The sequence below is a fragment of the Lysinibacillus sp. G1-3 genome, assembly GCF_056322905.1.
The window spans coordinates 26,520-48,476 of the sequence record NZ_JBWHYQ010000011.1; the positions used below are offsets into that span (position 1 = coordinate 26,520).

Annotated in this window: 32 protein-coding genes; 29 read left to right on the forward strand and 3 right to left on the reverse strand. The window is 36.0% G+C overall.

The window, feature by feature from the left end; all coding sequences use genetic code 11:
* Positions 1-7 precede the first annotated feature (7 nt).
* The 23 genes from ACVYAD_RS13015 to ACVYAD_RS13125 all read left to right on the forward strand — a co-directional run bounded on the left by ACVYAD_RS13015 (position 8) and on the right by ACVYAD_RS13125 (position 17,310).
* Entirely contained in the window at positions 8-1,072 is a 1,065-nt protein-coding gene (locus ACVYAD_RS13015) for a major capsid protein (protein WP_476426708.1), read from the forward strand.
* Between the two features lie 10 nt (positions 1,073-1,082).
* Positions 1,083-1,451, forward strand: coding sequence for a hypothetical protein (locus ACVYAD_RS13020; protein ID WP_476426709.1), 369 nt, complete (start codon positions 1,083-1,085; stop codon positions 1,449-1,451).
* Between the two features lie 14 nt (positions 1,452-1,465).
* The gene (locus tag ACVYAD_RS13025) at positions 1,466-1,795 is read left to right on the forward strand and encodes a hypothetical protein (RefSeq protein WP_476426710.1); all 330 of its coding nucleotides are present in this window, start codon (positions 1,466-1,468) and stop codon (positions 1,793-1,795) included.
* A gap of 11 nt (positions 1,796-1,806) precedes the next feature.
* Positions 1,807-2,352: a phage tail protein gene (locus ACVYAD_RS13030; RefSeq protein WP_476426711.1), complete on the forward strand. Its 546-nt coding sequence runs from the start codon at positions 1,807-1,809 to the stop codon at positions 2,350-2,352.
* Between the two features lie 5 nt (positions 2,353-2,357).
* Positions 2,358-2,843, forward strand: coding sequence for a hypothetical protein (locus tag ACVYAD_RS13035; RefSeq protein ID WP_476426712.1), 486 nt, complete (start codon positions 2,358-2,360; stop codon positions 2,841-2,843).
* On the forward strand, positions 2,833-3,189 hold the full coding sequence (locus ACVYAD_RS13040; RefSeq protein ID WP_476426713.1) for a hypothetical protein: 357 nt from the start codon (positions 2,833-2,835) through the stop codon (positions 3,187-3,189). Before ACVYAD_RS13035 ends, ACVYAD_RS13040 begins: the two co-directional genes overlap by 11 nt.
* A gap of 1 nt (position 3,190) precedes the next feature.
* The gene (locus tag ACVYAD_RS13045) at positions 3,191-4,621 is read left to right on the forward strand and encodes a phage tail sheath family protein (protein ID WP_476426714.1); all 1,431 of its coding nucleotides are present in this window, start codon (positions 3,191-3,193) and stop codon (positions 4,619-4,621) included.
* Positions 4,622-4,638: 17 nt separating this feature from the next.
* Positions 4,639-5,160: a phage major tail tube protein gene (locus ACVYAD_RS13050; protein WP_433595130.1), complete on the forward strand. Its 522-nt coding sequence runs from the start codon at positions 4,639-4,641 to the stop codon at positions 5,158-5,160.
* A 25-nt stretch (positions 5,161-5,185) separates the two neighbouring features.
* Positions 5,186-5,581: a hypothetical protein gene (locus ACVYAD_RS13055; protein ID WP_433595129.1), complete on the forward strand. Its 396-nt coding sequence runs from the start codon at positions 5,186-5,188 to the stop codon at positions 5,579-5,581.
* Positions 5,582-5,728: 147 nt separating this feature from the next.
* Complete coding sequence (locus ACVYAD_RS13060; protein WP_476426715.1) at positions 5,729-8,617, forward strand: phage tail tape measure protein; 2,889 nt, start codon at positions 5,729-5,731, stop codon at positions 8,615-8,617.
* Complete coding sequence (locus ACVYAD_RS13065; RefSeq protein WP_476426716.1) at positions 8,610-8,828, forward strand: tail protein X; 219 nt, start codon at positions 8,610-8,612, stop codon at positions 8,826-8,828. Before ACVYAD_RS13060 ends, ACVYAD_RS13065 begins: the two co-directional genes overlap by 8 nt.
* Entirely contained in the window at positions 8,825-9,838 is a 1,014-nt protein-coding gene (locus ACVYAD_RS13070; RefSeq protein ID WP_476426717.1) for a phage late control D family protein, read from the forward strand. The genes ACVYAD_RS13065 and ACVYAD_RS13070 overlap by 4 nt, the downstream gene beginning before the upstream one ends.
* 1 nt (position 9,839) lies before the next feature.
* Positions 9,840-10,028, forward strand: a complete 189-nt coding sequence (locus ACVYAD_RS13075) for a hypothetical protein (RefSeq protein ID WP_476426718.1) — start codon at positions 9,840-9,842, stop codon at positions 10,026-10,028.
* Positions 10,029-10,038: 10 nt separating this feature from the next.
* Positions 10,039-10,713 carry a phage tail protein gene (locus tag ACVYAD_RS13080; RefSeq protein ID WP_476426719.1) on the forward strand — a complete coding sequence of 225 codons (675 nt, stop codon included), beginning with the start codon at positions 10,039-10,041 and terminating at the stop codon, positions 10,711-10,713.
* 1 nt (position 10,714) lies between these two features.
* Complete coding sequence (locus ACVYAD_RS13085; RefSeq protein ID WP_476426720.1) at positions 10,715-11,032, forward strand: GPW/gp25 family protein; 318 nt, start codon at positions 10,715-10,717, stop codon at positions 11,030-11,032.
* On the forward strand, positions 11,007-12,137 hold the full coding sequence (locus tag ACVYAD_RS13090; RefSeq protein ID WP_476426721.1) for a baseplate J/gp47 family protein: 1,131 nt from the start codon (positions 11,007-11,009) through the stop codon (positions 12,135-12,137). Before ACVYAD_RS13085 ends, ACVYAD_RS13090 begins: the two co-directional genes overlap by 26 nt.
* Entirely contained in the window at positions 12,130-12,780 is a 651-nt protein-coding gene (locus tag ACVYAD_RS13095) for a phage tail protein I (RefSeq protein WP_476426722.1), read from the forward strand. Before ACVYAD_RS13090 ends, ACVYAD_RS13095 begins: the two co-directional genes overlap by 8 nt.
* A 1-nt stretch (position 12,781) precedes the next feature.
* Complete coding sequence (locus ACVYAD_RS13100) at positions 12,782-14,719, forward strand: phage tail protein (protein ID WP_476426723.1); 1,938 nt, start codon at positions 12,782-12,784, stop codon at positions 14,717-14,719.
* A 12-nt stretch (positions 14,720-14,731) separates the two neighbouring features.
* A complete protein-coding gene (locus ACVYAD_RS13105; protein WP_476426724.1) occupies positions 14,732-15,139 on the forward strand; it encodes a hypothetical protein in 408 nt (135 codons plus the stop codon).
* Between the two features lie 2 nt (positions 15,140-15,141).
* Positions 15,142-15,252 (forward strand): CD1375 family protein, encoded by a 111-nt coding sequence (locus ACVYAD_RS13110; protein WP_476426725.1) that lies wholly within the window; start codon positions 15,142-15,144, stop codon positions 15,250-15,252.
* 81 nt (positions 15,253-15,333) lie between these two features.
* Complete coding sequence (locus ACVYAD_RS13115) at positions 15,334-16,068, forward strand: hypothetical protein (protein ID WP_476426726.1); 735 nt, start codon at positions 15,334-15,336, stop codon at positions 16,066-16,068.
* 169 nt (positions 16,069-16,237) lie between these two features.
* Positions 16,238-16,642, forward strand: coding sequence for a phage holin family protein (locus ACVYAD_RS13120; RefSeq protein WP_476426727.1), 405 nt, complete (start codon positions 16,238-16,240; stop codon positions 16,640-16,642).
* Positions 16,639-17,310: a M15 family metallopeptidase gene (locus ACVYAD_RS13125; RefSeq protein ID WP_476426728.1), complete on the forward strand. Its 672-nt coding sequence runs from the start codon at positions 16,639-16,641 to the stop codon at positions 17,308-17,310. The genes ACVYAD_RS13120 and ACVYAD_RS13125 overlap by 4 nt, the downstream gene beginning before the upstream one ends.
* 212 nt (positions 17,311-17,522) lie before the next feature.
* On the opposite strand, the gene ACVYAD_RS13130 is transcribed toward ACVYAD_RS13125, so the two are convergent.
* Positions 17,523-18,218 (reverse strand): hypothetical protein, encoded by a 696-nt coding sequence (locus ACVYAD_RS13130; RefSeq protein ID WP_476426729.1) that lies wholly within the window; start codon positions 18,216-18,218, stop codon positions 17,523-17,525.
* Between the two features lie 95 nt (positions 18,219-18,313).
* Here ACVYAD_RS13130 and ACVYAD_RS13135 point away from each other — a divergent pair, with 95 nt between their 5' ends.
* The 6 genes from ACVYAD_RS13135 (at position 18,314) to ACVYAD_RS13160 (ending at position 20,815) form a co-directional block, all read left to right on the forward strand.
* Positions 18,314-18,541 (forward strand): hypothetical protein, encoded by a 228-nt coding sequence (locus ACVYAD_RS13135; protein ID WP_476426730.1) that lies wholly within the window; start codon positions 18,314-18,316, stop codon positions 18,539-18,541.
* Between the two features lie 154 nt (positions 18,542-18,695).
* On the forward strand, positions 18,696-19,175 hold the full coding sequence (locus tag ACVYAD_RS13140) for a PH domain-containing protein (RefSeq protein ID WP_476426731.1): 480 nt from the start codon (positions 18,696-18,698) through the stop codon (positions 19,173-19,175).
* Between the two features lie 145 nt (positions 19,176-19,320).
* A complete protein-coding gene (locus ACVYAD_RS13145) occupies positions 19,321-19,614 on the forward strand; it encodes a hypothetical protein (RefSeq protein ID WP_476426732.1) in 294 nt (97 codons plus the stop codon).
* Positions 19,595-19,816 carry a transcriptional regulator gene (locus ACVYAD_RS13150; RefSeq protein WP_476426733.1) on the forward strand — a complete coding sequence of 74 codons (222 nt, stop codon included), beginning with the start codon at positions 19,595-19,597 and terminating at the stop codon, positions 19,814-19,816. The genes ACVYAD_RS13145 and ACVYAD_RS13150 overlap by 20 nt, the downstream gene beginning before the upstream one ends.
* Positions 19,813-20,154, forward strand: coding sequence for a YhjD family protein (locus ACVYAD_RS13155; RefSeq protein WP_476426734.1), 342 nt, complete (start codon positions 19,813-19,815; stop codon positions 20,152-20,154). The genes ACVYAD_RS13150 and ACVYAD_RS13155 overlap by 4 nt, the downstream gene beginning before the upstream one ends.
* Positions 20,155-20,278: 124 nt before the next feature.
* Positions 20,279-20,815: a hypothetical protein gene (locus ACVYAD_RS13160; RefSeq protein ID WP_476426735.1), complete on the forward strand. Its 537-nt coding sequence runs from the start codon at positions 20,279-20,281 to the stop codon at positions 20,813-20,815.
* A 180-nt stretch (positions 20,816-20,995) separates the two neighbouring features.
* Here ACVYAD_RS13160 and ACVYAD_RS13165 read toward each other — a convergent pair whose 3' ends face one another.
* Positions 20,996-21,247, reverse strand: coding sequence for a helix-turn-helix transcriptional regulator (locus ACVYAD_RS13165; protein ID WP_476426736.1), 252 nt, complete (start codon positions 21,245-21,247; stop codon positions 20,996-20,998).
* A gap of 476 nt (positions 21,248-21,723) precedes the next feature.
* Positions 21,724-21,933, reverse strand: coding sequence for a helix-turn-helix domain-containing protein (locus ACVYAD_RS13170; protein WP_332290312.1), 210 nt, complete (start codon positions 21,931-21,933; stop codon positions 21,724-21,726).
* Positions 21,934-21,957: the final 24 nt, after the last annotated feature.

The following is a 21,957-nucleotide window of genomic DNA, read 5'->3' on the forward strand; positions in this document are numbered from 1 at the left end:
AACAAACATGCAACTATATAAAACTCTTACAATCTTAAAAGCTATTACTCAAATGCCAAAAGTGCACACATTCTTGCGTGACACTTTTTTTAATGGAGTTGAAAAATTCCCAACTGAAGATGTTCTGATCGATTACACAAAAGGAAAGCGAAAAATGGCACCTTTTGTAGCACCTCGTACAGGTGGTGTAACAGTTAAACGTAATGGTTACCGTACTGAAAAATACACTGCACCACGCATTGCTCCACAAAAATCGTTAACAATTGACGATATTACAAAGCGTTTAGCTGGTGAGAGTGTAATTAGTACAAGAACACCAGCCCAACGATCACGAGAGCTTTTAGCAAATGATTTGATTGAATTAAATGAAATGATTAGTCGTCGTGAAGAGTGGTTAGCTGCTCAAACATTGATTAACGGTAAGGTTATTATGAAGGGATACACTGGTGAAGGTCCTGATAGTTTTGTAGAACAGGAACTTGATTTTAACTTTACTCAAGGTGTCACTTTATCAGGTACTGACAAGTGGGATAACTATACTCAAAATTCTGAGGAAGAATATGTTTCAAATCCGTACCAAGATATTAAAGAATGGCGAAAATTAGTAACAAAAAATTCAGGTGCAGCACCTGATACATTGATTCTTGGGGAAAATGCAGAAAAAGCATTTATCAATCACCCTATTATCAAGGAAATGTTTGATAAAAAGAACATGAATTTCGGTAATATTGAACCAAGTATTAAAAGTGATGCTGTAACTTTCATCGGTAAGTTACCAGGGTTAGGTGTTGAAATCTATACTTATGACGATTGGTATTTAGATGATAATGGAGAAGAAAAACCATATATCCCTGTTGATACGGTCATTCTAGCTAAGAAAAATTTCGCGGGCTTCGCATACGGTGCTATTACACAGATGGAGAAAAATGACGAGTTTATGACTTACGAAGGTGAACGTGTTCCTAAAATATGGGCTGATCATCAGAATGAACAAAAAATGGTTCGCCTTGCATCTCGTCCTATCCCAAAGCCAGGAAATGTAGATGCATGGTTAACTTCAAAAGTAGTCTAGGAGGGTTTGTATGAAAGGATACAAAGTACTATCTCCATTACGTCATAATGGTGAACGATATTATTTAGGTGATTTTCTCGCAGAATCTGCAATAACAGAAAAAGAGAGTGCTAGACTTTTAAAATTAGGTGTTGTTACTGCAGTTGTAAAAGAGGATGAGAATGTAATTCCAAATGTTAAAGAACCAACTGAAACCAAGGTACTGGAAGATGAACCTATTGAAAAGACGCTGGACCTTAACTTTGAATTAGACGAGTTAAAAGATGGTGCTAAACAACAAGGACTAGAATGGAAAGGTAACATTAGCAAATCAAATATTATTGCTTTAATTGTGGAAAATGATAAAACGGCTTATTTCTTAGATCAATTAGAGGACTAAGGGAGCGTGGAAATATGAATTTTAAGGAAGCATTAGAAAAAGACCTTTCTAGTGTTTTTTTTAATGCCAATGAATTTGCAGAAGAACATGAGTTAGATGGGAAAACGTTAGGCTTAGTAGTTGAAGATACTAGCCTTGAAGAACTGAAAGGCTATGGGAAAGACCAACTTAGTGCTGCACAAGAAGTGTTTTCACATTTTAAAACAATTTTTGTGAGAAGTAGTGATTTTTACGTCCCGAAAGTTGGTAATGTTTTAGATTTAGACGGGAATGAATATTACGTAGAAGAATCCTCAGAAGATATGGGTATTATTAAAATCGTTTTATCGGCCAACGATAGTTAGGAGGATTAATTATGATCCAAATACGAGTTGATAATGCTGAAAGAATTGAAAAGTTATTTGAAAAAACACCAAAAGAAGCAAAAAAAATATTAGTGAGAGCTATTAACAGGTCTGCAACTGCTGCAAGAACAAGAAGTAGTGTATTAATACGGAAAAATTATATCGTGAAATCTGGAGATATAAAAAAACTTATAAAAATACGAAATGCAACAGCTAGCAATTTATCTGCTCAGATTCGAGCAAGTGGTCCTGTTACACCATTAATGAAATTTGATGTTACACCTAATTCTCCAGAGAGTGTAATTGTGCGAGCTCGTGTAAAAAAAGGCAGTAGCCGAAAAGTAATTAAGCATGGGTTTGTTAATACAATGAGCAATTCACATGTAAATGTATTTACACGTGTAGGCAAGAATCGACTACCAATCAAAGGGTTATATGGTCCTTCAATTGCACAGATGATGGGTAAAGATGAAATAGCGGAAGAAATAATTGAACGTGGCCAAACGGTGCTTGATGAACGTCTAGAGCATGAACTAAACCGATTACTTAGAGGGTGACCTAAATGTTAAATATCGATTTAATAGACAAGCTAGTTGTATTTCTAAATGAGGAATTGAAAGAAATGCGATTAACTACCAAAGATGAAAATATCGAAAAAGCTCCTACGGTATATGACGGCTATTTACCTCCAAAAGAAAAATCTTCACGTAGAGGTGGAGATACAGAACAAGAGGATTATCCATTTGTCATTGTGCGTTTTTTAGATGAAGATGATGAACAATATAAAGAGAATGTCGCCACACTTAGATTAGTTATTGGAACATATAGCAAAGATGAGCAACATGGTTGGCGCGACACGTTAAATGTCATTAATAGAATAAAAATTGCATTAGGAAAAAAACAAATATTTGGTGCAGCCGTACTAACAGGAAAAATGAGTACAACGTTATTTGAAGAACAAATGAAACCTATGTGGCATGGTGTTATGGATGTACAGTTCAATTTACCGCCAGTAGCTTGGGACAGGAGTGTATTAGATGACTATTGAAGTATCTGAAAAGGTATCGCCTGAAAATGTTGGCGATGCAATTAAAAAGGCAAAAGAAAAAGAAGGTGCATCAACTGAACAGGTTGACAATGCAGTTAAAAAAACAAAAGAAAATGAGCAATTAATTTACGTTGGACCTCCCGTAAAAGGGGTACAACGTTTTTCTGTTTTTAAAGGTGGTTATCCGAAACACGTAGAAAATCATCTTGAAGCGTGTCCAGCTTTTAAACAATTATTTGTACCTATTCAGAAGTTAAGCGATGTTCAAATGCGTTTGAATGATTCTGGAACAGTAGAATCGATGTTTTACAAAAAGGTAATAGAATACTTTGAGGGAGTGAAGTAATATGCCACATGGATCTCGTGTGTTTGAGGAACCAACAAGCCCTGGAACACCATCCGTTGTTTCTAGTATCGTACCAGTTGTTTTTGGTACAGCGCCGGTCAACTTAGTTGAGGGCATGGACAATATAAATAAACCTATAATGTGTAAATCTTTAACGGACTTTAAAAAGCAGTTGGGGTACTCGAAGGATTGGGACAACTATACTTTATGTGAAGTAGCAGATGCAGCGTTTGTTGAATATGAAGTTGGGCCGTTTATTTTTGTTAACGTACTAAATCCCGGAGTGCATAAAAAGAGTGTTACAGAACAAACGTTAATAATCGAGAATAATAAAGCTACGATAAAAAATTATGGTGTACTTAAAAAGTCACTAAAGTTGATAGCAAGCAATGAAACGTTAAAAGAAGATGTAGATTACATCGCGTCATTTAATGATGTTGGTTTAGTTACAATCGCGTTTTTAGCTCCCCAAACAGCAGTCACAGCGGAATATGATATGTTAGATCCTTCACTTGTTACAGCCACTGAAATTATCGGTGGATACGATGTTGATACAGGAAAAGCATCAGGATTAGAGTGTATCAATAAGGTATTTCCACGCTTACGCCTGGTGCCTAGTCTAATCCTTGCACCAAAGTTTGCACTTGATCCAACCGTAGCTGCAGTCATGCGAGCAAAAGCAACTTCTGTAAATACGTATTTCAAGTCCTTCGCTTTAACAGATGCAGATACAAGTGAAACTGTAGTGTTTACGGATGTATCTGGTTGGAAAAATGATAACGGCTATACAGGTAAACTAGAAGCTTTTTGTTGGCCACTAGTAGCTAGAAAAGATAAAGTGTATCACTTATCAACTCATTTTGCTTGTAACGTCTTAAAAGTTTGTGCAATCAACAATAACTATCCATATGAATCTGCATCAAATAAATCGATTCCTATCGATAAGTTAGTTGTGAAAAACGGTGACAAATACGAAGAAGTAGAACTGGAACCGAACCAGGCAAAAATTTTAAACGATCAAGGTATTGTAACAGCATTGAACTTTGTAAATGGATTTGTCACATGGGGAAATTACACAGCTGCTTATCCAGATGTTACAGACGTAAAAGATAAATTCCATGCGACCCGAATAATGCATAATTTCATTGGCAATACAATTGTACTTAAAACTTGGGAAAAAGTAGATGGTCCAATTCGTCCACGCATGGTTGATGAAATTGTTGACGAGATGAACATGTGGATGAATGGTTTGCAAGGTGATGGAGCAATTATCGGTGGACGAGTAGAAGCTCGTGCGGAAGATAATCCAGGTGAACAGTTAGCAAACGGCAAAATAATTTTCCGTTATTTTGTAGCTGAACCAACACCAGGGCAAGAAATTGAAAACATATTACAAGTAGATAAGTCTTACTATGACACAATTTTTAACTAAGAAAGGGGAACGATAACATGGCAAAAATCCCTGAGAAATTAAATGATTTTAGAGTATATGCAAATGGCAGTCCTGAAATAAAAGGGGTGTCTGATTTGCAATTACCTCCATTAAATCCAAAAACTGAAACTGTAAGTGGTGGTGGGATTATGGGGGAGTATGATTCCCCCAATTTTGGCCACTTAGAGTCAATGAAAGCCACAATTAACTGGCGGGTAATTAATGATGAACTATTAGAATTTTTAAAACCAGAAGCGATTAAGCTAGATTTCCGACTAGCAAATCAAGAATATGATGGTTCAAAAGGTAAACATGAGTTTGGTGTTAACCGTATCGTTATACGTGGAATTCCAATTAATAATGATTTAGGTAAGGTGGCAAAAGGGTCAGCTTATGAAGGGTCATCAGAAGTTGAAGTTTTATATCTAAAAATGGAATATAACGGCAAACCTTTGGTTGAGATTGATAAAATCAACTATATTTATCGTGTCGGAAATGTCGATTATTTGGAGAAATTACGTGCTGCACTAGGTATATAAAAAACAATTGATAGGGGATAGAAAAATGAAAACTGAAAACTTAACTGAACAAAAAAATGAACAAGTACTAGATCAACAAACAAACGAGCAATTAAACGATCAAGAGGATAAAAATAAAACAGAAAATGAGAATCCGGAAATTATTACGGTTCAAATTAAGCGTCCTATCGAAATTGATGATGGGGCGCTTTTAAATGAAGTAAAGCTTGATTTTACAACAATGACAGGAAGTCAGATATTAAAAATCGATAAGGAATTAAGAAAAGATGGTAATAGCTTTAATGATTTGTGGAATCAAGCTGTTGTTTTAAAGTTGGCATCAAGAGCATCTGGCATTATTGAAGACGATTTAGAGAAATTGCATGCGGCTGATTTTTTAGAAGTGGCGTTCCAAACAAGAAATTTTTTCATCCTTTGGTAGGTGATAAAGGGGCACTAGAATTCAGAAAAATTTATTTAAAGTTATGTATGACTTTTCCTGGTGATATGAAATTTTGGTTAAATGAAAGCTTAGCTGAATTAAACGCATGGTTTGAAGCATTAAATGATTTGGAAGGAGCTGAGGATAGTGTCTAAAACGTTTGAAACAACGGTTCAGATAAACGGTGCTATCGGGGGCTCATTAAATAGTTCATTTAAAAGTGCTTCATCTGGGCTAAAGGATTTAAGCAATAGAGCAAGAGCTGTACAACAAGAAATGAATCGCTTGGGCAGTGATTATAGAAAAGGAACTATACATCAATCTCAATATGCCGAAAGTACAGCAAAACTATCACGCGAGTTAAAACAGCTTGAAGGCACTCAGCGAAGGGTTAATGCGCTGAAATCGACTTATAATAATACGATGAGTAAAACGAAAGCAGTTGCAGGAGGTGCAGCAGTTGGTTCAGCTGTCGCTGCTACTGCTGTTGCTGTTTCTTCTCTAAATACAGCAGCCGATTTTGAAGCACAGATGGCAAAGGTAGGGGCTAAAACAGAAGCCTCTAAGGCAGAAATGCAGGCTCTAAATAAAGAAGCTTTACGATTAGGTGCAAGTTCAAGTTTATCATCTTCACAAGTTGCTGTTGCTATGGATGAACTTGGTGCCAAAGGTATGGATGCGAATAAAATTATTGCAGCCATGCCAGGGTTAATTGCAGCTACAGAAGCGTCAGGAGAAGATCTTACTCTTGTTTCAAACGTTGTTACGTCTGCAATCAATGCGTATGGGATGGAAGCAAGTGAGGCTAGTAGAGTTGCTGACGTTATGGCCATGAGTGCTAATAAGACAGCCGCAGGTGTTGGTGATTTAGGATATTCATTTAAATACGCAGCGCCTGTTGCTAACACGCTTGGTATTAAGCTAGAGGAATTAGCAGCATCTACAGGTATTTTAGTCGATAAAGGTTTAGCTGGAGAGCAAGCCGGAACAGCCTTACGTATGGCCTTAGTAAGACTTTCAAAACCTCCAACAGAAGCAGAAAAAGCACTTAAAAAATTAAATATTACTGCAGTAGATTCTAAGGGTAATTTTAAAAGTCTAGCTCAACTCTCTACTGACTGGGAAAAATCTACTGCAAAGCTTTCTGATACTCAAAAGGTCCAATATGCTTCAACTATCTTTGGTACAGAGGCAGCGACAGCTATGCTGAGTTTATTTGAGTCTGGCCCGAAAAAACTTAGTGAAATGACAACAGCACTTGAAAATAGTGGTGGTGCTGCAGCAAAAGCAGCCGCAATTATGAAAGATAATTATGCAGGGTCAAAAGAGCAAATGTTTGGCGCGTTAGAATCAGCTCAGATTGCTTTCGCTACACCAGCACTTGATGTATTAAAAGATACATTTGATGGTGTTTCATCAATGATCGAAAAGAACATGGGTGGCATTGAGAAGGCAGGAAAAGCTACTGCAAAGGTTTTAAGAGATATTACAGCGCCATTTAGCACTCAAAAGCCGATTAAACCAAAAATCACACCTGATATGGATCCTACAGATGCTAAAAATATGATGGTTCAATACAACAAAGACCTTCAAAAATACGAAATGTTTAACGATATGGGCTTTGGTGAAAAAATTGATTACATGTTAGATACGACTACGCAAAAAGCAGAAGCATGGTTAGGTGGTTCGGGCGGAGAAGCGATGGGCAGAATCTTTACTAAGTTAGGTACAATCGCAGGGAAAGCGTGGATTGCCGGATTAACTGGTGCTGCTAGTGGTGCATTATCGAGTGCCATGGAGGGAAATTTTAGCGGAGCTTTAGGTTTAGGTGCTGCAGCTTGGATGTTGGGTGGCGGAATACTCATGAAAGGCGCAATAGGTGCCGGTAGATGGGCTATGGAAAAAAGAGGCGGTAAAGGTGGTAAGAAAGAGAACAAGAAAGACTCAGCAAAAGGTACAGAATCAGGCGATCTAGTTACTACATCAACAGAGTCAAAAAAGAAAAGTAAAGGCAAAAATTCCAAAAACACGTCAGTAAATACATCAACGGGCAGTAGTAAAGGGAAGAAGTCTATCTTTTCATCTATCTGGGATACAGGTAAAGGCCTTGCCAAAGGTGGCGGGAAGGCTTTATCGACTGCAGGTAAATGGGCTGGCAAAGCCGTTGCTCCGGTTGGCATTGCTTTAAGTATAAGCGACATTTTCAAATCAAGTGATAAAGTGAAAACCGCTGGGGAAACTGCAGGTGGTGGTCTTGGTGGCTGGGGTGGAGCTGCATTGGGTACTGCGATTATGCCTGGTATTGGCACTTTAATTGGCGGAGCAGCAGGATATTTCGGTGGTAAATACTTAGGTGGAAAAGCTGTAGATACAGCAAGAGGTAGTGGTGAAGTTGCTAAAAGTACACCAGAACCGTTGCGGACGTTGGCACCTAGACCAACATTGGCACAGAATCCGACACCAGTACCCGGATCAACAAAACAGGCGAGTCCTGAAGCTGCTAAATCCATCGATACTACAAAGTTAAATGAATCAGCCAATAAACTTGCGACTACCTTAGAAACTACTAATACAGCCGTTACACCAATAGCTACAAGTGCTCCGCTGATAGGTCAAAATATGACTACACTTGCAACAAGTTTAGTAACCACTAATACAGCGTTTACAGCAATATCAACAAGCGCTCCGTTGGTAGGCCAAACTATGACTATGTTAACGGGATCATTTACAGAGCTTCAAACAAGTGCTAGTACCACAGCTGCTAATATGAATAATTTAACGATGTATTCAGGATTAGTAAGTACAGACTTTGTTACATCGTTTTATTCGCTTAAAGCAGCAACTGATCAATCAACATCTAACATGTCAAGTCTAGCGGCAGCAATAGCATCGGCAACTGGAATGTTCAATATGCAAGGTATTCAAACGGCGACACAAGCTGTAATTGCATCTTTAAACAGTCTTAAAACACGTATTGATAACGCGCAGGTACCAACTGGAGGCGGTACTACATCTAGGAGGACTGCACTTGAGTAGCAGCTATCGAACTATACAAGGTGAAACGTGGGATTTAATTGCATATAAGTTGTGGGGAAGCGAGTATTTGCTTCCTCTTTTATTTGAAGCCAATCCTCAATGTAGAGATATTTTAATTTTCGAAGGTGGGCTTTTATTAAACGTTCCTGAAGTTTCAGTAGAGGACATTACAGAAAGGCCTGAATGGTTAGGAGAGGAAGATGAACTATGAGTACGAAACTTGCCAAAAGTACAAACCTCAACATTCTCTATAATCATCAAGATATCAAAGAAACACTAAATAAGCACTTAATCTCTTGGACGTACACAGATAATTTATCAGGTGAAATAGATGATCTAAATATTGAATTGGAAGATACAGAGGCGTTGTGGCTTGGTGATTGGTTTCCATCAAAAGGCTCTCTTATCCAAGCTACAATCGAAAAATTGAATTGGGAAGACAGTTCCTTTAAACAGCAAATCGGGAAATTTGAAGTTGATACGATTAATGGTAGAGAATCTGTGATTTCCATTATGGCATTGGCCACATCCGAAAAGTCCAGTTTACGTGGAGAAGAAAAGAGTAAGGCATGGGAAAAAGTAAGATTAAAAAGTGTATTTGCTGAAATCTCGAAAAGAAATGGTATGAAATTGGTTTGGCAATCTTCAGACAATCCTACAAAGGATCGTGTTGAACAAGACAACGAAACAGACTTAGCTTTTATCTATCGCCTATGTAAAGAGGAGGGTCTATGCTTAAAAATCGCAAATAACAGCATTGTCGTTCTAAATGAGGAAGATTACGAAAAACAAGAAGCTAAGTATTACATCAGACGTAAAAGCAAAGAAACCGACTTAATTAAGGTAATAGAGCGAAGCTTCGAGAGTACATTAACAGACACGTATAAAGCTTGCAAAGTTACACATACGGTAAAAAAGAAAACCATCTCTGCTACTTTTACACCCAAAAAACAGCCTAAGACTGGCCGTGTTTTAAATGTAAAACAAGAGGTGAAATCCCAAGCGGAAGCATTAAGAATAGCCAAGAAAAAGCTTCGTGAAAAGAATAAAGAAGCTACAACAGTAACATTAAAAGTGTATTCATTAGTAGCTCTTTATGCAGGCATGACATTTAACTTGGTTGAGTTCGGAAAATTAAACGGTAAGTACATTGCATCAAAAGTGGTGCACAATGATTCATCCACTACATTATATTTACGCAGATGTCTGGAGGGATATTGATATGGAAGAATGCCAAGTAGTAAGTGTTGACGAGGCGACAAGAATTATTCGTGTGAAGCGTTTAGAAAGTAATGATATGATATCGCGCGAAATTCAGGTGTTTAAAGGTACTGAGCTACCAAAAGTAGATGCACACGTTGTATGCTCATTCACAAATGGAAAGGGTTATATGATAGGTGAGATAGAATAGAGGTGATGTTATGGGCACAATCGCAACATTTGGTGATTTAGTGTTTACGGTATCAGCTCAGCAAGTGAAAACATTTGATGAGTTAAGTCGAACGATGGAAGCTAGATATACCAAGCATGAAATTAAGCATCAAAAACCCATTCTAGAGTTCGAAGGTTTAGATATAGATCCAATTACTTTTGATATACAGCTACGTGCTGCATTAGGGGTCAATCCAATAAAAGAACTTGAGAAATGGCATGAATATATCCGAAAAGGGAAACGAGCAATATTAGTGATTGGAAACCGCCCTTTTTCATATAATGCTTTTGTCGTAAATAGAATCACTGAGAAATATCCGGATATCGACAACAGAGGTAGAATGCTGGCCATTGATGCGACAATTGAAATGTTGGAGTATCCCATTACTATTAAATCATCAAAGAAAACTACTCAAAAGACGGCTAAAACCTCAAACAACAGCAATAGCAGTAAAACATCTAAGAAAAAAACAGGTACTATTACAATTACTGTGCAGTCCGTTAATATACGTTCTGGACCAGGTACAAACCATAAAATTCTTGGGTGTGCATATAAGAATAACACTTTAACCGTCTATGAGAAAAAAGGTGATTGGTACAATCTCGGCAGTGGAAAGTATATAACAGCTAGTACTAAATATTCTAAGTTTAAAGGAGTGAGTTAACTTGTATGAAGTAGAAGCCATGACAAATATTGATTACGGAGCGACAGGGGTACAAGAAGTACTGCAAAATGTCGCTTTTGTTTTGTCTTCTTATAAAATGACTTGCCCTTTAGATCGTGATTTTGGTATAGAGTCTGTGATCGATAAGCCTATTTCAATTGTTAAAGCATTGCATAGTGCAAATGTTGTTGAAGCAATAAATCAATTTGAGCCAAGGGCTATTGTCAAAGAAATTGAAATAACAGGAGAAGCTGAACAAGGGCTACTTAGACTGAAAGTGAAGGTGACAATAAATGACGAATCGCTTCAATTTACCTGATGTAACGTTTTTTGATAAGTCACCTGAATCTATTGTCAGCGAAATGCTGCAGCATATAAATGATAAAACAGGGCTAGAGTTTCAACGAGCGGATCCACGGAGAAAAATTGTTGAATCACTAGCTACTTTTGTATCTTTCGAACGTAATCGAGCTGAGCATGCATTAAAACAAAATCTCTTACCATACGCGGTAGACGATATGTTGGATCTAAAAGGGGACGAATTGGACACAGCAAGATTAGATGAAAAAGCTGCTACTACGATTATAGGATTCAATTTAGAGGCTACTAGAGGTGTAGCTTTACCGATTCCACAAGGAACACGGATAAAAATTGCAGAGGCATATTTTCAAACAACAAAGGTAGCAGTAGTTCCTATCGATACCAATTACATTGAATTACCAATGACTTGCACAGAAACAGGTGAAATCGGTAACGATTATCTACCAGGTGAGACAGTTACACTAGTGGATCCATTGCCTTACGTAAAATCTGTTGTTAACACTGTTGTTTCAAGTGGTGGTGTGGAAATAGAAGATGATGATCCATATGCAGAGCGTATCCGATTAGCACCAGAAAAATTTTCTGTTGCTGGACCAGAATTAGCGTATAAGTATTATGCATTAACATCTAGTCAAGATATTGCAGATGTTGAAGTAGATAGCCCCTCACCTGGTGTTACGCGAATAGTGGCTCTACTTAAAAATGGTGAAATTCCTACACAACAGCATTTAGATGAAATCTTGGCAATTTGTTCTCCAGGTGATGTAAGACCACTCACAGATAACGTAATAGCGACTATTCCTGATGTACTAAATTTCAGTATAGAAGTGCAATATTGGTTGCCTAACTCAAAAGCAACAGTAGCTGATGGGCTCATGCAAAAAATCGAGGCTGAATATCAGGACTATTTAGTTTGGCAACGTTCTAAATTAGGCCGTGACGTCAATCCAAGCGAAATCGTAAATAGATTAAAAAGTACACAAACAGAGAAGCTAGCAGAGCGTGTGGAGGTAATCGGGGTAAGTTATACCGAAATTGAAAAAACAAAAATAGCTGTTGTGGATGAGCATAAATTAACATTTATGGGGTTCATCGATGACTAGCTTAATAAAAAAATTACTACCTTACTCCTTACAAAGTGATCCATTCACAATTGCATTGGCCGAAGCGTTTGAAATACAAATCACTCAACTATATGACGAGTTTAGAGCTATCTCTAATCTGTATTTATTAACTAATGCACCAAGCATGCTTGTCGATTTTTTAGCACATGAGAAGCATGTTGATTTTTATGAGGGGTTAACCCTTGAAGAAAAGAAAAATGTTGTAAGAAATGCTTTACACATACATCGAAAAAAAGGGACAAAATCTGCGCTATTACGTGTATTTGAATTGTTGAATCTGGAAGGAAAAATAGATGAATGGTTTGAATATGATGGAGATCCTTATTATTTCAAGGCGAGTATAGATGTATCTGATAGAGGCGTTGACGATGCCACAATCAAACTTCTGGAACGTTTAATTAAAACATACAAAAACAACCGATCATGGCTTGAAGTACTTGATATTAATTTAACTTCTAGACAAAACAAAATTCTTGTAGGATCCGCAACACTTACCGGGGAAGAAATTGTGGTGTATCCATATATAGCTACTGACTTGTCAACAAACTCAAAAATTAAAATAGCAGCTGCTAATACAGCAAACTCTGAAAATCTAACCATTTATCCGAGAGGAGGAAATTGAATTGAGCGAAAGATTTGACACAATACTTACAAATGCTGGTTTAGCAGCCGTTGCAAATGCCACGATTACTCAAAAACAAGTAAACTTTGCAAAATTAGGTGTAGGTGATAGTAATGGTGCCTATTACACTCCTACACAAGAAGCTACAGCACTACGCAATCAAGTGTGGATTGGTAATGCATCATCTGTAACAACCGATCCAAACAATCCTAATTGGATTGTTGTTAAAGCTGTCATACCAGGAACGGTTGGTGGTTTTGAAATTCGAGAACTTGGTATTTTTGATGAAAATAATGTTTTGCTAGCAATTGGGAAATTACCACAGACATACAAGCCTATTTTTTCAGAAGGTAGTACCAAAGAGCTCACTATTAAAGCTATCTTTGAAGTGACTAATACAAGTGCTGTCACATTGAAAATAGATACTTCTGTTATTTATGCAAGTGAAAAATATGTAGATGATAAAGTTGCCACTGTTGTTTCAGGACTTGAAAATGTACAAAAACAGCTTAATCAGCAAGCTGCAGCTATTGACACGAAGGTTGATAAACATATTGGACAAGACGACGGTCATGTCAGATATTTAGGTTCTAGTTCTGCAACTAACAATATGATTGTTTCTAATGATAATCTAGCTTTACCTTTAGATTCTGACGGAAAGATAAAAATTGGTTCGGCGTTTAGATTCCGTAAAGAGACAACTAACACAGGAGCCGTAACTCTACAACTCAAACTAAAAGGTATAGTATATCCTACTTACCAAGTGCTAACAGGACGAGGTGGCGCATTAACTGGCGGCGAAATGATCGCAGGAGGAATTTACACTTTAGCTTTCAGCGGTTCGGCTTTTATCTTACAGGGTGAAGGGGGTGGATACTATAAAGACGACTTAATAAATGTACAAGACCTTATCGGCAGACCATATTTAGACACAAGCCAAAGACTCCCGTTAGACGCCAGTGACCGTAACGTTTGGGCTAGATTTACAAATCACGAAATAATCACATCGAATGGTATAGAGTATGCTATTTCACCTGCGGTATACAGCACGCGTAACTCTTATATTTTTTGTACCGAAGTTCTGACAGGTAATACGCTGTGGATAAAGAATGTAAAGTACGAATACAAATCACGCCCCATTGTGCATAATAACAAGATTTATATTAGTTATCAGGACTACGATGGTGTAATTGGTGGAGGTCACGGACTTGAGGTCATAGACATCGGAACAGGTAATACGTTGAAGACTACAAGAGTAACGACGCCAACGTCTTACCCGACAAGTGTCCCTGATATTTGTTTAACTGATAACGGTAGCACTAAAGAAATCGTAGCGATTATTGATAACTACGACAGCCCGTATCATTCATGGCTTGTACGATTTAATCTTAACGGCGATGTGATAGCTTACAGTAGTGACTTAATTGGCTATTACACGGACGGTAGACCTTTTTATATACAATACGCAGACGGTTTAGTGTACGTAGCTAGTGGTAAAACTATGTATGTCCTTACCTCAGCTGGTTTTGGGTTTATGGGAAAAATGGCTCCATTATCGGGCGAGTATTATTTACTAGCAATAGCCGCTAACAATATCGGCGGTGTATCTTATAGCGATTACCTGGGGTACGTCAAAGTCTATTCGCGAGCACTAGCTCAACAGGTCGCGTCGATTCCCGTTTCTGGGAATCAAACGTCTGGGCTAGTTATTAAGGGTGACTTAATGGGTTACGCAACGCCTACCGAAGTATTTACCTACAGATTAACAGCGGATGGCAAAAGTGCGGGAGCGTTGACTAGTCTTCCATATCCAACAGAGATTTCAGATGTAACTACCTCGAAATGTATCGGACTTTCGGAAAATGCGGTAGTGCCTCCAGTGAATTCAACAAAATACCGCCCATCGGTGTTTACCAAACTATTAAAAATCAAAAAATAAAGGGGTATTAACATGGGTAAAATATTTTTATTTTTACAAGACACAGACGAGCCAAACAAAAAAAGAATCGGTTCATTTCATTACATGCCTGAATTATTGTCAGAGGAAGAATTAAAATTAGGTATTCTAGTGGACGAAGTACCACAACCCGAGAATATACCCGATAAACATGGCGAGTTATTCTACAACACAGACACACAGACACTATTTTACGAATATATCGACGTCGTGTTACCGCCAACGTCGCCCGAGCAACTTATTAAAGACTTACAAAAAGAGCTAAACGCCGTAAAAACAGAAAATAAAACGTTAATGTTGGCATTGGCTGAATCAGCAGAGGCACAGCAACAAGACAAAATAGAAAATCAATTAGCTATTGCGGAATTGGCAGAATTAATAGCAACTAAGGAGGTTTTATAATAATGGCTAAATTATATTGGGATCTAATTAAAGAGAATTTACGAACGATTGACCAGGTGCCAATGTTGTGGCGAGAAGCTGTACAAGCATTAATAAATAAAGAAAACAAGTAAACGCAGCATAAGCTAGCGTTATTTTTATAGTATTGCAGGAAATCACTCCCTTTTGTAAAGTAGATGAAGGGAGGTTTAATTATGATTAAAGATGTAAAAACAATATTAAATGAACTTGGAGTAAACGAGTTATTGGTTGCTATGTTAATTTTAATAACGGGATTAGTGATATTTTCTTTGAAAAATTACGATAAATCGGAATATGAAATTGTGTTATCTAATTATTTCAATAAATTATTAGTAATCATATCTAAGGCATTACCTTTATATATAATAATTTTTATAATTTATATTATAAGTGTCGCCTTTAATAATGATGGAATTGCCTTTATTGATGTAATGTTTATGAGTTTTATAGTTATTTCTATAATATTTTTTGTTCATATTATCATGGTGCAATCTGTAGGTTTTACGAATATTAAATATGACTATTTTATTTATATTGATGAGAATCCAAAGAAAAAAATAATTAAATTAATTAATAATGAAATTATGATAGTTGAAAATACTGATACACATGAAATTGAATTTACAACAAAGTGGAAAGATAGTAGGGTTAAAAGAGAAGTGTCAAATAAAGGTATATTTAAAGAGCTTTATGATGATTTGAAATATAAAAAAGCCATATGGCTTAGCTTATTCTTATTAATTTTTACAGTAATACTCTTCGGAATCGGAATTTTATCAAATAATAAAGGCTATTTATTAATTTTTATATTCTTAGGATTTATTCTGATTTTTAATGTTGTTTCTATATGGTTAAATATTTTATTTATTAAATTAGAAAAAAAGATTAATAGAAAACCACAAACATAGGCTGATAGTATTAGCAATTAACTATCGATACATCTATTCAATGTGAATAGTAATGACAAAGAGGAAATTTAATTATTAATTCAATAGCACTCTCAACCGATGGTGCTTTTTATTGCCTTCCACAGATTATTGTGGAAGGCTTTTATTATGCAAAAAGGGAAGTGTTCTAATGGAAAAATGGATCGCTGCAGTAAGTGGAGCAATTGGCACGTTGGTTTCATATTCGGTTGATGGTTTAGGAATGGCTGTGACTGTTTTAATCGGTTTTATGGCTATTGATTATGCTACAGGTATTATGAGCGGAGTCGTTAATCAAAACTTGAACAGTCGAGTAGGTTTCAACGGTATCATCCGAAAAATTTATTATTTAATGCTAGTCAGTTCAGTGTATTTACTGTCGCTAGTTATTCCAGGTATCGAGTACGCAGGTGATGGGGCAGCCATTGCATTTTGTGTGCTCGAATTTATTTCAATCACGGAGAATGGTACAAAGATGGGCTTACCAATGCCTGACTTTATTAAAAATATTTTATCGATCGTAAAGGATAAATCAGGAGAGGGTGAAGTGAAATGAGCACAAGCGTAACTACAACATGTCGGGATATTTCTGAACTATTGCCACCAGCTAGATTAGCTGTGCAACTCTTATTCCAAGAATGCTTTAAAGCAGGCATTAAGAACATCTTCATCACCGAAACATATCGTTCGCAGGAAAGGCAGAAATATCTATACGCACAAGGACGTACTAGACCAGGACAAATTGTTACTTGGACACTAGATAGCAATCACAAATCACGACTCGCGTGGGACGTTGCTGTTGGCCCTCCGCAATCTTTATATGATGTAACTACACTTAGTCGGATTGGAGCTATTGCACGTAAGCTAGGTATTACATGGGGCGGTGATTGGGTAGGCAGTATTGACCGACCTCATTTCGAGGTTAAATCAAATTGGGTAATTCCTAAAGGTTATAAGCTTGAAGGACAAGTAATCGTTCCAACTAGTAGTACTGTAAAGGTGCAATTAATTGTGGAAGACAATAAGCCGAAACCAACTGAAAAGGATGATGATAAAATGGAATTTACAAACAAGACAACTAAAGCCGCAGTACGTGACTTTATTAAACAAGCAGTAGATAAAGGTTTAATTGATAAGTCATGGTTAGATAAATTCGACAATGGAACAATGACTACAGGTGATTATGAAGGTTTGAAACTTATCATTGCACAGCGTAGTAAGTAAAATGTAAAGACCAAGATAGCTTAATTGCACAGGTGGTAAAGGAAGGTATTATTCAATCTTCACATTTGAATGAATTACAAAGTGGGCGATGACAACTGATCGTTTGGTAGGATTGAATATTACTTTTCAAAAGCGTAGAGGTTAAATAGTAATAAAAACAGCAAAGCTCTTTTAAAGAATATAAAAGAGCTTTGCTTTATAAATATTATTAATTAGTCTTTGTATTTAACAACAGTAAAACAAACACCAATAGGCTTATATGCATCGCCATCACCTGTTTTTTTACCATCTCTATACACATCATATTGTTTTACTAAGTACGTTGGGTGAGCAGCAACGTTCCATTTTTCCCCTTTTGGAACCTTTCCTGACCATTTATCTGTTACTTTATATTCTTTACTTGCATCAAAGCCAAGGGCTGCTGTTATTACACTTAAATCGACTTTTACATTTACATTAAACGATGCTTTAACTTTTTGACTAATTGACATTTCAGCATTTCCTGCAGGATAGTGAGATGATCGTAAAACTTCTACTCCACATACTTCACCAGTATGATAAATCTTAACTGATGGTGGTCCTTTGAAAAATGTAAAATCAGGCAGTGAATTGGTTTCTTCTACAACTTCATTGCTTTGTGGTAAATAAATAGAAATACCTATTATTTCCTTGCCGTCTTTTTCTAATGGAATGCTGTTATCAATTGCTGCTTTTTCAAAATCAATAACATCATATACTTTACTTCCGTTATCTGATTCAAGGTCAGATTCTATTAAATTATAGTTAGAAAAGTCATATGTACATGAATCCTCAGCGACAGTATTAGCTGATGCAGTACTGAAATTACTAAGCGCGAAAGTAAAAGCAAGTACAAACGCGAAAATAAATTTAAATGTGTTTTTCTTCATTATTTTCTCCTTTTTGGTATAATTAACAATTATGTACCGGTACAAAAAATATTGTAACATAATACCAAAAATAAGCAAGATTGGAAGTGTGATTTTTGAGAATAGTTGGTGTAGTGCTTTTAATTATGTCTGGATTGATTTATACTTTAGAACGTGGATTTACAATGCTTTCAACTAGCATTGTTAAAGCTGGATTTTTTGCAGACGGAATGAGCGGAGAAGTTCCAGATGTTAAAATAAGTACATTTACCGATAATTTATTTGTTCCACTTTTTTTTGTTTTAGGAATAATAATACTAATTTATAGTTTTTTTAAGAAATAAAAAAATGAAGAGATTTTTTATGTTACTTATAAAGTAACAAATGCCCAGGTACTCAATTAATTTTGAGCCTGGGCTTTTTTTCTTTTATAATATTGGTATATTTAGTAATTCAAAGTATACTTTATAAGAAATACATATTAGGAGCGATGAAGCTATGGTTAAAGCTTTAAATTGTCCAAACTGTGCTGCAACATTTGATCCAAAGGAAAATGTTTGCGAGTACTGTGGTAGTTATATCATTACAGCAAAAGCAAAACAGATTACTTATGATTCAAATGAATTTAAACTAGCAAACAAAAAAATCTTCTTCCACAAGATTGAAATGAATACAAATGAATTCCCTATACGCTCAGGTGTAGCAAATATGTATTACAGTGCTACAAAGTCTGATGGAGGTCGTTTGTTATTAACGAATCAACGTCTGATTTTTTGCGCTCACGCTTTTAATATTAATCCTAATTTATATTGGGAACTATATTTAGATGAAGTAAATCATGTTGAAATTGGGCTAAATCTTCTTATTACACAAAGAATTATTATCTTTGATACGGAAGAAAATAAAACAACATTTATCGTCTATGGCGGGAAAAATTGGATAAGTGAATTGGATAATGCTTTAAACAGAATTAAATAGCGAACACAAAATACAAGGGACTAGGTACTCAAATGAGCGCCTAGTCTTTTTTAGTTCTATAATTTTTTTCTTGCAAAAACCAAACGTTCGTTCTAATATGTATACAAACAGATGTTCTTGTTTTGTCGATTGAAAAGGAGAGCTTATGATGCCAATAACAACAAATGATAATACACAACTAATATTTGGAGTAGGGGATATATCGATTCAAATTGGATATGACAAATTTAAAAGTCCAGGTATTGTTCAATTTGTGGAAGTAGACTCATTACCAATAGGCACAACTGTAGAAATTGGCACTAATGAAAATGTGAAAATGGATGAGGCTCCGGTAACATTTATTTTTAATCAATTAGAAAGTTTAGACGTGGTGATTAATCAGTTACTAAAATTACGTATGGTAATGGGAGGAAATATAGATGCGAGATCAGTTAGTTAAAGCAATGCAACGTAATCAATTAGTGAATATGATGTACATGGCTAAAGATGGTCAAGTGTCAAAAAGGCGTATTAAGATTATTAAAGTTGTCGGGGATTCGTTTCAAGCTTACTGCTTCAATAAACAAGCAAAACGTACATTTATGATTTATAGTGTGTTGGCAGTTGCTCCAGTCTTCCACAAGGAGCGAGAGGTTGTATGATAAGTTTTGAGCAAAGGCGACTACTACACAGATATGTAGTTTATGATATGGCTGTTCAATCGTTGCAGCGAGACTACAAGGTGATTGAAAATCTTAAATTGAGCAAAGTATATTTGCCAATACTTGATAAGCTTTTAGACGACATATCACAAGAATGTTACAACGCAAAGAGGCTGTTGGCCAAAGATAAAATTAGAGTCGTGAAGTGGGAAAAGACTGATGAATATTTTAGTGATCTCGTAGTTGCAACAGCTGGTGAAGACCTAGTGCTTACGTATGCTAATCAAGCCCTGAAAACGCAGGTTGAAAAATTATTATTAAGTCACCAAAATAATTAATCAAGTACAATTAATTTTGAGCCTGGATCTTTTTGAGTTTGTGCAAAAAATGGATATAATGAAACTAGTATTGTGACGCAGCAGGGAAAGATTAAGAGTTGCGGCGGAAAGAGGGCGAGAAATCTTGGGATTTTATGAATGGCTTATTGGATTAGTGAATACACCGAGTTTTATCGGCTCAATTACTGGAACGATAATTTCTGGATCCGTAGCGGTAATAATCATGAATATGCAATTTAGACAAAATAAAAGAATTAAGGAAAAGGATAACTTAAACAAAGAACTTAAAGCAATTCGATTATTTTCACAAACAATTAATAATCTAAATAATCATCTTTCTTTCATCTACATAGTAGGAAAAGAACAAGATCCTGGTGATGCATTGTCTATGAAGAGAGAAAAATTGCTTGCTATACGGACTGAAGAACTTTTGAATCAAGTAAAACAGGAAGACTTCAGCCATGTTAGCCATGAATTATATTTAAAAGTTATGTGCAATTTGTTGGCTTACCAAACGCAAATAGAGTTGTTTGAAGAGGATCCTCAAAGATACAAGCATCATAATTGGCAAGAGAAGTTATCAAAACACAGAGATGTTGTTAGGTATAGCACTGAGGAAATGGAGAAATTGGCAGATGATATTGAGAAGAAATTAAACTAGGGATTATACCCTTGGCCAATCAGAGGACAATAATTGATTACAGTGTTACGTTATTCCATTTGTTGTCCCCTTTCATTTACTTGTCAAAACCTTCTTATAATAGTGAAAAAATGTGAAGTTATAATAGTATGCGAAATTAAACCAGGCGCTCATAAAATGTGAGTACCTGGTCATTTTTGATTATTCGTCATAAGGTCTGTATTTAGCATGCAATTCTTTTGCTGCTTCTTTTCTCGCTTCCACATCTTCACGTAAAAACATTCTATCTCGTGGTAATTCTTTGATCGGAGTTAACTTTCCCCGTTTTACAAGTGAATTTAATGATTGCCTAGAAATTTGCAATTCCTCCAACACTTCTGATGATGTTAAAATTTCAGTTTGAACCAATTTAATAAAATCTGCCTTGCTATTGAAAGAGTAGTTTTTCGACATTGGATTTTACCACCTAGCTTTTATTATTTTTTTCTCATTAAAACAACTGTTGCACCAATAACTAAAAGTGCTGCGACTGTGAAAATTAAAGTTAAAGTCATCAATATAACACACCTTCTTTCTTGATGTTTTGTTTGTATCTCAATTTAAAATGGTCTATAGTTAGTGTGAAGGCTAAGGGTGCTAGCCTTAACCTTCGTTTTTAAATTTTGTTTCGGACGCTACTTCTTTGAAGTGGTGTCTTTTTTGTTGTTCTTAATCACTATCTGTAAGTTTATCAGTGTGATTATTAAGTTGATGAACGCTGTTAGTGCTACTACTCTTTCAATCTCCATTTTTCTTACCCCCTTTCTATACTCTTATTATATCAAACCTACATACTTGAGTAAATAGATATTGTTGATTTATTTTCCTTTTGTGTTAAAAATTTTCGTAAAAAAAAGCCACTCATTTTTGAGTGACTCAAAACCTTAATTTTATATTTTTGTTCCATCATCTAGTAAGAAATTACTTTCAAATTTTGCTCCACACACTTTTGCTATTTCCTCTAATTCGCTCACTTTAAAATCATCACGACGCATTTTATTAGATAAATTTTGTGATGATGTTCCCAATGCTTCAGCTACTTCAGTTACTGTCTTCCCTGATTTAATTAAGAGTATTTTAATTTCTTCAGTTTTTCCCAAAATAACACCATCTTTCATCTTATA